Here is a 12,321-nt window from a genome sequence, read left to right on the forward strand (position 1 = left end):
GGTGCTCCCGGACCGCGACGGGCGCCCCGGCTCGCGGCCGGGAGAGCACCACCCGTACGACGGCGGGGACGCCGGCGCGCGCCCGGGAACACGCGCCCCGGGCCACGGCCACCACAGTCCCTCCCGCGCCCGGCGGGAAACCGCCGCCCCCGCCCCCGGCGTCCCTCCCCGCATGACACGCAACGCACTGACCTGCGGCGGGTGCGCGGTGTCGGCCGTCGGGGCCGGGACCGCGCTGACGCTGTGGGGCACCTCCTCCCGGACCCGGCGCCACCTCGGCCAGGGCTTCGAGAACGAGGGCATGGACCTCGGCGCCGCCGTCACCGAACTCCCCTTCGTCTTCCTCGCCGGGGCCCTCCTGCCCGCCCTGGCCTGGGCCGCCGCCGCCTGGCTGCTGACCCGGGGACGGCGGCGCTCAGCCGACCTCGACCGCTAGCCCGGCCAGCCCCCGGATGACGAAGTTCGGCGTCCGCTCCGGCTCCTTCGCCAGGCGCAGGGAGGGCGCCCGCTCCAGCAGGGCCCTCATGGACGCGGCCAGTTCGATACGGGCCAGCGGGGCGCCGACGCAGTAGTGGATGCCGGCGCTGAAGGAGATGTGCGGGTTGTCCCGGCGGGTGAGGTCGAGCCGCCCGGGGTCGGTGAAGACCGCCGGGTCGTGGTTGGCGGAGCCGAAGAGCAGGGCGAGTTCCGCACCGCGCGGGATGACCGTGCCGTCGATCTCGATCTCGTCCAGCACCCAGCGTTCGAAGAGCTGGAGCGGGGTGTCGTAGCGCATCAGCTCCTCCACCGCGCCCGGCACCAGGGAGTGGTCGGCGCGCAGCGCGGCGAGTTGATCGGGGTGGCGGAAGAGCGCCCACCAGCCGTTGACCGTGGAGTTCACCGTCGCCTCGTGGCCCGCGTTGAGCAGCAGCACGCAGGTGGAGATCATCTCCTGCTCGGTGAGGCGGTCGTCCTCGTCGTGCGCCGCGATCAGCCCGGAGATCAGGTCGTCGCCGGGGTCGGTGCGGCGGGCCGCGATCAGGGTGCGCAGGTACTCCGAGAACTCGACGGAGGCGCGGACCGCCCGCTCGGCGGTCTCCTCGGACGGGTTCAGCTCGTACATCCCGCAGATATCCGCCGACCAGGGGCGCAGGGGTGCCCGGTCGGACTCCGGGATGCCCAGCATCTCGGCGATCACCGCGACCGGCAGCGGTTCGGCGACGTCCCGCAGCAGGTCGCCGCCGCCCGCGTCGACCAGCGCGGCCACCAGATCGCCCGCCAGCCCTTCGACGTACGGCTTCAGCCGCTCGACCGTGCGCGGGGTGAACGCCTTCGTCACCAGCCGCCGGATGCGGGTGTGGTCCGGAGGTTCCAGGTCGAGCATCCCGTGGTCGTTGAGGGTGTGGAAGGGCTCCTGCTCGGGCGGCGGAGCGGTCCGCCCGAACTCCTCGTGCGTGAAGCGGTGCCGGTAGGTCCGCCCGAGGCGCCGGTCGCGCAGCAGCGCCGAGACGTCCGCGTGGTGCGGGACCAGCCACTGGTCGCTGGGCTCGTAGTAGAGCACGCGGCCCCGCTCGCGCAGTCCGGCGTAGGCGGGGTAGGGGTCGGCGACGAACGCCGGGTCCCACGGGTCGAATCGGTCGAGAGCGGCCATGGCAGGACGCTAACCCCCCGCCACCCGCCCTGACCAGGGGTCGCGCCCGCCCCTCACGTCCCTCAGCCCGGGGTGACCAGGCGGGCCTCGTAGGCGAAGACGGCCGCCTGGGTGCGGTCGCGCAGGCCGAGTTTGACCAGGATGCGGCTGACGTGCGTCTTGATCGTCGACTCGGCGACCACCAGGTGCGCGGCGATCTCGGCGTTGGAGAGCCCCTGCGCGATGAGGACCAGCACCTCCGTCTCCCGCTCGGTCAGCTCCCCGTACGCCGCGTGCGCCGAGGGCATCAGCCGGGGCACCTCGGAGAGCTTGGAGAACTCGGTGATCAGCCGCCGGGTGACCGAGGGCGCGAGCAGCGCCTCCCCCTCGGCCACCACCCGCACCCCGTCGGCGAGCCGGCGGGCCGAGGCGTCCTTGAGCAGGAAGCCGGAGGCACCCGCGCGCAGCGCCTGGTACACGTACTCGTCCAGGTCGAAGGTGGTGAGCACCAGCACCTTCGCCCCGCTGTCCGCCGCGACGATCTCGCGGGTCGCCTCGATGCCGTTCATGCCGGGCATGCGGATGTCCATCAGGACGACGTCCGGGGCCAGTTCGCGGACCTTGGCGACCGCGTCCCGGCCGTCCACCGCCTCGCCGACGACCTCGATGTCCGGCATCGCGTTGAGCAGCACCGAGAAACCCTCGCGGACCATCATCTGGTCGTCGGCGATCACGACCCGGATCGCTGTCATGCCTCGTCCTCGTCGACCACGGCGACCGGCAGGAACACCGACACCTCGTATCCCCCGTCACCGGCCGGGCCGGCCGTCATCGCGCCGTTGAGCATGGCCACCCGCTCCCGCATCCCGGTGAGCCCGTGACCGGCGCCGGGGGACGGCTTGGCGAGCGACGTCGGCGGCAGCGGCCCGTTGACCACCCGCAGGCCGAGGCCGCCGAGCACGTAGGAGACCTCGACGCGGGCGCTCGCGCCGGGCGCGTGGCGCAGCGTGTTGCTCAGCGCCTCCTGCACGATCCGGTAGGCCGACAGCTCGACGCCGGGCGGCAGTTCGCGCACCGCGCCGGTCACCGTCCGCTCCACGTCGAGGCCGGCCTCGCGCACGTTGGCGAGGAGCCCGTCCAGGTCGGCGAGGGTGGGCTGCGGGGCGTCGGGGGCCTCGTAGTCCTCGGCGCGGACCACGCCGAGGACGCGGCGCAGCTCGGTCAGGGCGGCCACCGCGTTCTCCCGGATGGTGGCGAAGGCCCGCTCCAGCTCCTCCGGCGGGTTCTCCACCCGGTACGGCGCGGCCTCGGCCTGGATGGCGACGACCGACATGTGGTGGGCGACCACGTCGTGCAGCTCGCGGGCGATGGTGGTGCGCTCCTCCAGCAGCGTCCGCCGGGACCGCTCGTGCTCGGTCACCGTCTGCTGCGCGCTCACCTCCTGGCGGGCGTCGCGGCGCACGTGCCAGACGCAGACGACCAGCAGGGCGAAGGCGGAGAAGACCAGCATGGGGCCGGAGTTGTTGCCGTAGTGCCCGGCGCCGAGCACGCTCTCGGTGAAGAAGCCGTAGGCGGCGGTCAGGCACCACATCCAGACCGCCGTACGCGGCCGGGTCCGTATCGCCACGATCACCAGGACCGACAGATGGCAGACGAAGGCGCCCGGCGCCCACGGCCAGTCGCCCCAGGCGCCGCCGACCACCGCGATCACCGGGGTCACCGCCATCGAGGCCCAGAAGGCGCCCACCGGCCGGATCAGCGTCAGCAGCACCGGCAGCGCGCACAGCGCCCCGGCGAGCACGCCCTGCGCGTGGGCGTAGGGGCCGCTCGCCGTGCCGATGAAGAAGGCCAGCAGGGCGGCGAGGCCGACCATCGCGTGCGGGAGGCGGGCCGCCTGGGCGCGCAGCCGGCCGGGCAGGCGGCGGGTCAGCACCCCGTCCGTGGACATGGGGGGCATCGGCCGCAGGGCGAAGGCGTCGTGGAAGAGGTCCGCGCGCAGTCCGCTCAGCGTCTCCACGGCCAGCCGGTGTTCCGGGCTGCCGGCCCCGGTCCCGCCCCCGGGCGGCACGGTCCTGCTCTGAGTCGTCTCGGTCACGTGGGCAACGGTAGGGGCAGCCCGGGGGCGCGGTCGTCACCAGTGAGGGGGGTCCTGCGGCATCCGTCTCAGGTACTACGCGGGCCGGGCGGCCCACCCCGTGGGCCGATGCCGGTGCTCACCAGGCCAGTTGGGCGATCTCCTCGGCCACCACCGCGCAGGCGTCCGCCGCCGGGTCGATCAGCGGGAAGTGGCCGACCTCCTCCAGCAGGGTCACGCCGACGACCTCCCCGGCCCGCGCCGCCGCCTCGGCGTACGACTCGGCGACCGCCTGCGGCACCTCCACGTCGGCCCGGCCCTGGACGAGGGTGGTGGCGATGCCGGTGGGCAGGAGCAGCGCCGGATCGGCGTAGGGGCGGCGGTCGGCGAAGCGTTCCGCCCCGCCCAGCAGCTCCCGGACCGCGCCGCCGCACACGTCCAGCTTCCCGGCGACCTCGAAGTCCGCGATCGGCGCCAGGGCGACGACCCCGCGCAGCGGCGCCGGGCGGCCGGTGCGCCACGGGGCGTCCTCGGGCAGCAGGTGCCGGGCCGCCGCCCACAGGGCGAGGTGGCCCCCGGCGGAGTGGCCGGTGAGCACGGTGCGGCGGGCGTCGGCCTGCGGCAGGTGCCGCGCCACCAGGCCGGGCAGCGCGTCCAGCGCGGCGGCCACGTCGTCGAGGGTGTCCGGCCAGCGCCCGGCGACCGGGCCGCCGCCGGGGGCGCCGCGCCGGTACTCCACGCTGACCACGGCGAAGCCCCGCCCGGCCAGGAAGGCGGCGAACGGGCTGATGTGCCGCCGGTCGTACGCGGCCCGCCAGGCGCCCCCGTGCAGCACGGCGACGACGGGGGCGGGGCCGCCCGGACCGCCGGTGGCGCGGGGGGCGTAGAAGTCGATCACCTGATCGGGGTGGTCGCCGTAGGAGGCGGTGCCGTCGGGGTCGGCCGCCGGGTGGGAGAGGGCCGATTTCTCCTCCGCCGCGGCCCTCGCGGCAGCGGTGCCCGGCTCTGCGGCGGCGTCCGGCATGCTCCAACCTCTCAGCGACATAGGGGTGTTGGCGGACCGCGGTGGGAAATCGGCCGTTGGCGGGAGACGGTATCAGGCCCATGACAGGCGCCCACATGCGGATGTGACACAGGGTGAGGGAGGACGGTTTCGCCGACCGCCGTGACACGCCGGGGCGGGCCGGGGGGCGGGCTGGGCGGGGGGCGCGGGGGCTGGGGCGGCGGGCTCTCGCGGACCGGAACGGCGGGCCCGGCGGACCGGGGCAGCGGGCTCTCGCGGACCGGAGCGACGGGCCCGGCAGGCTTAGGCGACGGGCCCGGCACGCCGGGACGGCCGGCGCGGCACGCCGGGACGGCCGGCGCGGCGCTACCCCATGAACTCGGGCTGCTCGTACGGCGTCCACCAGCTCGTCAGCCCCCAGACGCCCAGCCCGAGCGCCGCCACCGCCACCAGGGCCGCCGCCCACGGCCGGCCCAGCAGCCGCAGGGCCAGCGCCCCCGCCAGGACCGGCAGGAGCGCCCCGCCGAGCGCGACGAGCGGCAGGTCCAGGTACAGCACGCTCAGGTCGCGGTGGTTGCCGGCGAACCCGCCGGTGACGCTGACGCGGGCCCGCGGCGCCCAGACGAGGACGGCGACGGCACCGCCGGCCCCGGCGAGGACGAGTCCGGCGCAGCCACGAGTTTCATGATCCACACCGGTGTCGACGTGCCGGGGCCCGCCGTGGTTCCTCAGGCCGTCTCCCGCAGCACCTCCCCCAGCACCCGCGCCGCCCGCTCCACGTCCGCGAAACCGACGTAGAGCGGGGTGAAGCCGAAGCGCAGCACGTCCGGCCTGCGGAAGTCCCCGACCACCCCGCGCGCGATCAGCCGCCGCATCACCTCGGCCGCGTCCGGGACGCCCTCGGCGGGGGCGCAGCGCAACGCGACCTGGCTGCCCCGCTCGGCGTGGGCCGACGGGGTCAGCGACTCCACCCGGCCCCCGGGGACGTACGCGTCGACGCAGCGCAGGAAGAAGTCGGTCAGCGCCAGGGACTTCTCCCGCACCGCCTCGATCCGCACCCCGTCCCACACGTCGAGGGCCGCCTCCAGGGCGAGCATCGACAGGATGTCCGGCGTCCCCACCCGGCCGCGCGGCGCCCCCGGGGCCGGGGCGTACTCCGGCCGCATCCCGAAGGGCTCGGCGTGCGAGTTCCAGCCGGGCAGCGGCGAGTCGAACCGGTCCTGGAGGTCCCGGCGCACGTACAGGTACGCGGGCGAACCGGGCCCCCCGTTCAGGTACTTGTAGGTGCAGCCGACCGCCAGGCCGACCCCGTGCTCGTCGAGCCCGACCGGCAGCGCGCCCGCGCTGTGGCACAGGTCCCACACCACCTGCGCCCCCGCCGCCCGCACCGCCGCCGTCAGCGCGGGCAGGTCGTGCAGCTCGCCGGTGCGGTAGTCGACGTGGTTGAGCAGGACGGCGGCGGTCCGCCCGCCGAGCGCCGACGGCACCTCGGCCGGCGTCACCGGGCGCAGCGTGCGGCCGGTCATGCGGGCCGCCGACGCGGCGATGTACCCGTCGGTCGGGAAGGTCGTCGCGTCGACCAGGATCTCGTCGCGGTCCTCACCGGCCATGCGGACGGCGGCGACCAGCGCCTTGAAGACGTTGACGCTGGTGGAGTCGCCCACCACGATCTGCCCGGGGGCGGCGCCGACCAGCGGGGCGATCCGGTCGCCGATCCGCTCGGGCGCGGTCCACCAGCCGCTCTCCTCCCAGGACCGGATGCGCAGCTCGCCCCACTCGCGGGAGACCACGTCGGCGATCCGCGCGGGGACGTGGGCGGGCAGCGCGCCGAGCGAGTTGCCGTCCAGGTAGACCGTGTCGTCCAGGGCGAAGCGCCCGCGCAGGGTGGCCAGCGCGTCGGCGGCGTCGAGTTCGTCGGCCCTGCTCCTCAGCTCAGACATGGGACCGCGCCGTCCACAGCTCGGGGAAGACCTGGTTGCGGGCCCGCTTCTCCAGCCAGGCCACCCCGGCCGAGCCTCCGGTGCCGGTCTTGGCGCCCATCGCGCGGCGGGTGGCGACGAGGTGGTCGTTGCGCCAGCGCCACACCAGTTCCGCGACGTCGGTCAGCGCCTCGCCGAGGCGGACCTCCTCGCTGTCCTGGTCACCCGCGTAGACGGCCGCCCAGGCGGCCTCCACCTGCGGCGACGGCTCGTGGCGGCGGCTCGTGTCCTGGTCCAGGACGGCCTGCGGGACCTCGTGGCCGCGCCGGGCCAGCAGCCGGATCACCTCGTCGTACAGGCTCGGCTCGTGCAGCGCCTTCTCCAGCTCCGCGTGGACCCGGGGGGCGCCGCGGTGCGGGACGAGCATGGAGGCGGACTTGTCGCCGAGCAGGAACTCCATCCGGCGGTACATCGCCGACTGGAAGCCGGAGCCGTCGCCGAGGGCGCCGCGGTAGGCGTTGAACTGGGCCGGGGTGAGCTGCCCCAGCGGCTTCCAGGAGGCGTTCAGCGCCTCCAGCTCCCGCACCGACCGCCTGAGCGCGTCGACCGCCGGCGGGACGCGGTCCTCGCGCAGGGCGCGCGCGGCGGTCTCCCACTCGTGGACGATGACGGTGAACCACAACTCCATGACCTGGGTGGTGACCAGGAAGACCATCTCTCCGGGGTCGTCGGAGAGGGTGTGCTGGAGGTGGGTGAGCACGTCCGCCTTGACGTAGTCCTCGTACGGCGTGGTGCCGGCGAAGTCGAGATGCGGAGCCTCGGGCTCGTGGGCCTCCGGGGGCGTCGTCTGAGCCTGGTGGGACATCGCTGTCTCCTGAAGTGCACTCCGGGTAGCGGTCCGCCCTGCCGTAACCGGCACGGGGCCCCGGTCCCCACGGGCATCCTCCGTAATCGTGCCCGCACCTCGCAAGACCCGCCCGCCCGGCTGCTCCCACCGGGCGACACCGGCCCCGGGAAACCTCCCGGGACCGGTGCGCCGTGCCGGCCGGCGGCCTCCGGCTAGCCGAGCACCTCGGCGGCGGACGGCGAGGAGTCCTTCAGGAACTGGCTGCAGCGCTCGTACTCCTCCTCCTCGCCGATCTCCCGGGCGGCGCGGGCGAGGGCGTGCAGGGCCCGCAGGAAGCCGCGGTTCGGCTCGTGCTCCCACGGCACCGGGCCATGGCCCTTCCAGCCGCTGCGGCGCAGCGCGTCCAGGCCCCGGTGGTATCCGGTGCGGGCGTAGGCGTACGACTCCACGACGCCGCCCCGTTCGTACGCCTCGTCGGCGAGGCGGGCCCAGGCCAGCGAGGAGGCCGGGTACTTCGCGGCGACGTCCGTGGCGGAGGACCCGCCGGCCAGCATCTCGCGCGGCCCGGGGTCGTCGGGGAGGTGGGTCGGGGGCGGTCCCCCGAGGAGGTTCTCGTGAATGGCCATGGCTCCAGTCTGCGCCATCGCCCCCGCACCCCGGCCCGCGCAGGGCGGTCCCCGAGGGGGCGGCCCGCGTCAGCCCCCCCGGCTCACCCGCCGGCCGGCCCCGGTTCGCTCGCCGGCCGGCCCCGTTCCCCTTCCAGCGGGGGGACCGCGACCGAGCCGTGGGTGCGGCACTCGGGCCGGCGGCAGCCCGGCGCCGGGCGGCGCACCGTCGTGAAGGCGATCAGCGAGCCCACCACCAGCACCCCCGCGCAGATCGGCATCGCCGAGCCGAACGCCGCGTCGAACAGGTGCGGCGTCCGGTACGCGTCCTGCCCCATCCCGGTGAGCAGCGGCAGCGCGGCCACCGCGACCAGCCCCGCCGCCCGCGCCGTCGCGTTGTTGACACCGCTGGCCAGACCGGCGCGCGCGGTGTCCACGGAGGCCAGCACGGTCGCCGTCAGCGGCGCGACCAGCGTGACCATCCCCATCCCCATCACCACCAGGGCGGGCAGCACGTCCGCCGGGTAGGAGGCACCCGGCCCCACCCGCAGCATCAGCAGCATCCCGAGGGCGCACAGCAGCGGGCCGACGGTGAGCTGGAGGCGCGGGCCGATCCGCTCGCCCAGCTCCCCGGAGCGGGCGGAGAGCAGCAGCATCAGGACCGTGGTCGGCAGCAGCGCGGTCCCCGCGGCCAGCGCCGACCAGCCGACGACCACCTGGAGCTGGAGCGCGGTCAGGAAGAAGAAGCCGCCGAAGGCCGCGTACACGCAGAGCGTGACGACGTTGACCGCGGTGAACTGGCGGGAGGCGAAGACGTCCGGCGGCACCATCGGGTCCGGCCGGCGCCGCTCCACCATGACGAAGGCGACGGCCGCCGCCACCCCGGCCACCGCGGCGATCCCCACCGCCCACGACGCCGAGCGCGCCTCGATCAGCGCGAAGGTGATCAGCGCCAGGGCCACGGCGCCCAGGACCGCGCCGAGCACGTCGAAGCGGGCGTGGGCCCGCTCGTCGGAGGACTCGGGCACGTGCCGCAGGGCGATCGGCGCGCACAGCAGCGCCAGCGGCACGTTGAGCAGGAACACCCAGCGCCAGCCGGGCCCGTCCACCAGGAAGCCGCCGAGGAACGGCCCCACCGCCGCGCCGACCCCGCCGAACCCGGACCACAAGCCCACCGCCCGGCCCCGGTCGTCGGGGTGGAAGGTCGCCTGGATGAGGGCGAGCGAGCCGGGCGTCAGCAGCGCGCCCCCGGCCCCTTGCAGCGCCCGCGCGGCGATCAGCACCTCGGCGGTGGGCGCGAGCCCGCACAGCAGCGAGGCCGCCGCGAACCACACCACGCCGAGCACGAAGATCCGGCGCCGGCCGAACCGGTCGCCGAGGGCGCCGCCGAGGAGGATCAGCCCGGCCAGCGTGACCATGTAGGCGTTGACCGTCCACTGGAGCGCGGCGAGGCCGGTGCCGAGGTCGCGGCCGATGTGCGGCAGGGCGACGTTGACGACGGTCGAGTCCAGCAGGGCCATGCTGGAGCCGAGGACGGTGGTGAGCAGCACCCAGCGGCCTTGCGTCGAGGCCAGCCGTACGTCGGGCATGCCCCAGGTATACAGCGAGCCCGGCGCGCGCGGCGCCGGGCTCGTGTGGGTCGGCCGGGTGACGGCCGGGGTGCTACTTGATCCGCGTACCGGCGGAACGCAGGTGACCGCAGGCCGAGACGACCCGGGCGGCCATCGACGCCTCGGCCAGCTTGCCCCACGTCCGCGGGTCGTAGGTCTTCTTGTCGCCGACCTCGCCGTCGACCTTCAGGACGCCGTCGTAGTTGCGGAACATGTGGTCGGCGACCGGACGGGTGAAGGCGTACTGCGTGTCCGTGTCGATGTTCATCTTCACCACGCCGTTGTCCAGCGCGGTGGCGATCTCCTCCTCGCTGGAGCCGGAGCCGCCGTGGAAGACGAAGTCGAACGGCTTGCTGCCGGCCGGCTGCCCGTACTTGGCGGCGACGCCCTCGTTCAGCTCCTTGAGCAGCTCGGGGCGGAGCACCACGTTGCCCGGCTTGTACACGCCGTGCACGTTGCCGAAGGAGGCGGCCAGCAGGTAGCGGCCCTTCTCACCGAGACCGAGCGCCTCGGCGGTGCGGATCGCGTCCTCGACGGTGGTGTAGAGGGAGTCGTTGATCTCGTGGGAGACGCCGTCCTCCTCGCCGCCGGTCGGGGTGATCTCGACCTCCAGGACGATCCTGGCGGCGCGGGCGCGCTCCAGCAGCTCCTGGGCGATGGAGAGGTTGTCCGCGAGGGTCTCGGCCGAGCCGTCCCACATGTGGGACTGGAACAGCGGGTCGCGGCCGGCCTTGACGCGCTCCTCGGAGACGGCGATCAGCGGACGCACGTAGCCGTCCAGCTTGTCCTTGGGGCAGTGGTCGGTGTGCAGGGCGATGGTGACGTCGTACTTCGCGGCGACGATGTGCGCGAACTCGGCGAGGGCGACCGCGCCGGTCACCATGTCCTTGCTGTGCTGGCCGCCCAGGAACTCGGCGCCGCCGGTGGAGATCTGGACGATTCCGTCGCTCTCCGCCTCCGCGAAACCGCGCAGGGCCGCGTGCAGCGTCTGGGAGGAGGTCACGTTGATGGCCGGGTAGGCGAACTGTCCTGCCTTCGCCCGGTCCAGCATCTCGTTGTAGACCTCGGGAGTTGCGATCGGCATCTGTCCGCTCCTTGTGTGCGCGGGTGGGCACGTACGGATGGTGTCGTGTACGTCTTACGGCCCTGACCTGAACCTTGGGTGCGACGTCATCGTCGTGCCCCATCTTTCCAGACGAAGCGGGATACTCCGAGTGGACCCGGAGGGACCTAGTCCAGCCCCAGCTCGTCCTTGCCGTACGCGTAGAGGTACGGCACTCCGGCCCCCGCCCGGATCTTCTCGTCGGCGCCGGTGGCCCGGTCGACGATGGTGGCCACGCCGACGACCTCCGCGCCGGCCTCGCGGACGGCCTCGACCGCGGTGAGCGGGGAGCCTCCGGTGGTGGAGGTGTCCTCGACGACCAGCACGCGGCGGCCCCGGATGTCCGGGCCCTCGACGCGCCGCTGGAGCCCGTGGGCCTTGGCGGCCTTGCGGACGACGAAGGCGTCGAGGCGGCGGCCCCGCGCGGCGGCGGCGTGCAGCATGGCGGCGGCGACCGGGTCGGCGCCCATGGTCAGCCCGCCCACGGCGTCGAACTCCAGGCCCTCGGTCAGGTCCAGCAGCACCTGGCCGACCAGCGGGGCGGCCTCGCCGTCGAGGGTGACGCGCCGCAGGTCGACGTAGTAGTCGGCTTCCAGACCCGAGGAGAGGGTCACCTTGCCGTGCACGACGGCCTTGTCCTTGATCTGCTGCAGCAGCGCGCCGCGTACCTCACTCATGACCGCCAGCTTAGAGCCGGCGCCAGCTCCAGGTCGTATGGGCCTCCAGCGGCTCCAGGGGCGTGACCAGGCGCGGGTGGGTGTTCAGCCCGTCGGGCGGGCCGGTCTGCGGTTCGACGCAGACGGCGGCGTCCTCCTCGTCGTAGACGACGACCCACGGCTCGCGGCTGGTCACCCGCAGCTCCAGGCGCTCGGGCCAGGTCAGGGTGACGTCGACGCCGTCGGGCATGCCGAAGCAGTCGTCCCGGGGGCCGGGGAGCGGGTCGATCCGGCGGCCGGTGGGCAGGTGGTCGGCGCCGCGCTCCTCCTGCCAGGCGGGCTCGAAGGCGATCCGCACGCCCTCGCAGGTGCCGCCGAGGGTGCGGTCGAACCACGGGTGCCAGCCGACCTGCGCCGGGAAGGAGGACTCGTACGTCTCCACCGAGAGGGTCAGCGTCAGCGCGTCCGGGGCGAGCGCGATCACCTGGGTGACCCGGCCGGGGTAGGGCCAGGGCGCGGTGAGGTCGTGGGTGAGCACGGCCTCCGTCGCGTCGGCGCGGGCGGTGCGCCAGACGCCGTCGCGGGCGGTGCCGTGGATGGCGTGCGGCGGGGAGTTCAGCGGCATCTGGTGGACGTCGGCGCCGTCCCGGAAACGGCCGTCCCGGATGCGTCCGCACCACGGGACCATCGGGAAGCTGCCGTAGCGGTCGCCCTGGCGGAGCAGTTCGGTGCCGCCGACGCGGAGCCCGCCGATCCGGCCGCCGTTGCCCGGCAGCACGGTCGCCTCCGCGTCACCCGCGGTCAGCGTGATGGGTGTGTCACTCACGCCCCGACCCTACTGGGGTGATCGACTTCGGCGCCCGCTCTTCCGCCGACGGGCTTCCCCGGGGCCCCTT

Annotated in this window: 13 protein-coding genes; 1 reads left to right on the forward strand and 12 read right to left on the reverse strand. The window is 74.7% G+C overall.

Going from position 1 to position 12,321, the window contains the following annotated elements; translation table 11 throughout:
- The first annotated feature begins 172 nt into the window (after positions 1-172).
- Positions 173-436: a hypothetical protein gene (locus tag J5Y05_RS13070; RefSeq protein WP_210871821.1), complete on the forward strand. Its 264-nt coding sequence runs from the start codon at positions 173-175 to the stop codon at positions 434-436.
- Here the strand turns inward: J5Y05_RS13070 and J5Y05_RS13075 are convergent.
- From J5Y05_RS13075 to J5Y05_RS13130, 12 genes are all read right to left on the reverse strand, one after another.
- Entirely contained in the window at positions 416-1,630 is a 1,215-nt protein-coding gene (locus J5Y05_RS13075) for a cytochrome P450 (RefSeq protein ID WP_210871823.1), read from the reverse strand. The genes J5Y05_RS13070 and J5Y05_RS13075 overlap by 21 nt on opposite strands.
- A gap of 62 nt (positions 1,631-1,692) precedes the next feature.
- Positions 1,693-2,361, reverse strand: coding sequence for a response regulator (locus J5Y05_RS13080; RefSeq protein ID WP_210871825.1), 669 nt, complete (start codon positions 2,359-2,361; stop codon positions 1,693-1,695).
- On the reverse strand, positions 2,358-3,704 hold the full coding sequence (locus tag J5Y05_RS13085; RefSeq protein WP_210871827.1) for a sensor histidine kinase: 1,347 nt from the start codon (positions 3,702-3,704) through the stop codon (positions 2,358-2,360). The genes J5Y05_RS13080 and J5Y05_RS13085 overlap by 4 nt, the downstream gene beginning before the upstream one ends.
- 118 nt (positions 3,705-3,822) lie before the next feature.
- Entirely contained in the window at positions 3,823-4,707 is an 885-nt protein-coding gene (locus J5Y05_RS13090; protein ID WP_210871829.1) for an alpha/beta hydrolase, read from the reverse strand.
- Positions 4,708-5,052: 345 nt separating this feature from the next.
- A complete protein-coding gene (locus J5Y05_RS13095; protein WP_210871831.1) occupies positions 5,053-5,379 on the reverse strand; it encodes a hypothetical protein in 327 nt (108 codons plus the stop codon).
- Positions 5,380-5,414: 35 nt separating this feature from the next.
- Positions 5,415-6,626: a kynureninase gene (kynU, locus tag J5Y05_RS13100; protein WP_210871833.1), complete on the reverse strand. Its 1,212-nt coding sequence runs from the start codon at positions 6,624-6,626 to the stop codon at positions 5,415-5,417.
- Entirely contained in the window at positions 6,619-7,470 is an 852-nt protein-coding gene (locus J5Y05_RS13105; RefSeq protein ID WP_210871835.1) for a tryptophan 2,3-dioxygenase family protein, read from the reverse strand. Before J5Y05_RS13105 ends, kynU begins: the two co-directional genes overlap by 8 nt.
- A gap of 194 nt (positions 7,471-7,664) precedes the next feature.
- A complete protein-coding gene (locus tag J5Y05_RS13110) occupies positions 7,665-8,078 on the reverse strand; it encodes a DUF3151 domain-containing protein (RefSeq protein ID WP_210871837.1) in 414 nt (137 codons plus the stop codon).
- A gap of 83 nt (positions 8,079-8,161) precedes the next feature.
- Positions 8,162-9,646: an MFS transporter gene (locus J5Y05_RS13115; RefSeq protein WP_210871839.1), complete on the reverse strand. Its 1,485-nt coding sequence runs from the start codon at positions 9,644-9,646 to the stop codon at positions 8,162-8,164.
- 73 nt (positions 9,647-9,719) lie between these two features.
- On the reverse strand, positions 9,720-10,751 hold the full coding sequence (gene fbaA / locus J5Y05_RS13120) for a class II fructose-bisphosphate aldolase (protein ID WP_210871842.1): 1,032 nt from the start codon (positions 10,749-10,751) through the stop codon (positions 9,720-9,722).
- A 146-nt stretch (positions 10,752-10,897) separates the two neighbouring features.
- On the reverse strand, positions 10,898-11,446 hold the full coding sequence (gene pyrE, locus J5Y05_RS13125) for an orotate phosphoribosyltransferase (protein WP_210871844.1): 549 nt from the start codon (positions 11,444-11,446) through the stop codon (positions 10,898-10,900).
- Positions 11,447-11,456: 10 nt separating this feature from the next.
- The gene (locus J5Y05_RS13130) at positions 11,457-12,251 is read right to left on the reverse strand and encodes an aldose epimerase family protein (RefSeq protein ID WP_210871846.1); all 795 of its coding nucleotides are present in this window, start codon (positions 12,249-12,251) and stop codon (positions 11,457-11,459) included.
- Positions 12,252-12,321: the final 70 nt, after the last annotated feature.

This window comes from Streptomyces tagetis, from assembly GCF_018069565.1.
GTDB classification, from domain to species: domain Bacteria; phylum Actinomycetota; class Actinomycetes; order Streptomycetales; family Streptomycetaceae; genus Streptomyces; species Streptomyces tagetis.

Excerpts from the sequence above, each read along its gene's own strand:
- J5Y05_RS13070 (WP_210871821.1), top strand. The coding sequence starts at position 173 with ATGACACGCAACGCACTGACCTGCGGCGGGTGCGCGGTGTCGGCCGTC.
- J5Y05_RS13075 (WP_210871823.1), bottom strand. The coding sequence starts at position 1,630 with ATGGCCGCTCTCGACCGATTCGACCCGTGGGACCCGGCGTTCGTCGCC.
- J5Y05_RS13080 (WP_210871825.1), bottom strand. The coding sequence starts at position 2,361 with ATGACAGCGATCCGGGTCGTGATCGCCGACGACCAGATGATGGTCCGC.
- J5Y05_RS13090 (WP_210871829.1), bottom strand. The coding sequence starts at position 4,707 with ATGCCGGACGCCGCCGCAGAGCCGGGCACCGCTGCCGCGAGGGCCGCG.
- kynU (WP_210871833.1), bottom strand. The coding sequence starts at position 6,626 with ATGTCTGAGCTGAGGAGCAGGGCCGACGAACTCGACGCCGCCGACGCG.
- J5Y05_RS13105 (WP_210871835.1), bottom strand. The coding sequence starts at position 7,470 with ATGTCCCACCAGGCTCAGACGACGCCCCCGGAGGCCCACGAGCCCGAG.
- J5Y05_RS13110 (WP_210871837.1), bottom strand. The coding sequence starts at position 8,078 with ATGGCCATTCACGAGAACCTCCTCGGGGGACCGCCCCCGACCCACCTC.
- J5Y05_RS13115 (WP_210871839.1), bottom strand. The coding sequence starts at position 9,646 with ATGCCCGACGTACGGCTGGCCTCGACGCAAGGCCGCTGGGTGCTGCTC.
- fbaA (WP_210871842.1), bottom strand. The coding sequence starts at position 10,751 with ATGCCGATCGCAACTCCCGAGGTCTACAACGAGATGCTGGACCGGGCG.
- pyrE (WP_210871844.1), bottom strand. The coding sequence starts at position 11,446 with ATGAGTGAGGTACGCGGCGCGCTGCTGCAGCAGATCAAGGACAAGGCC.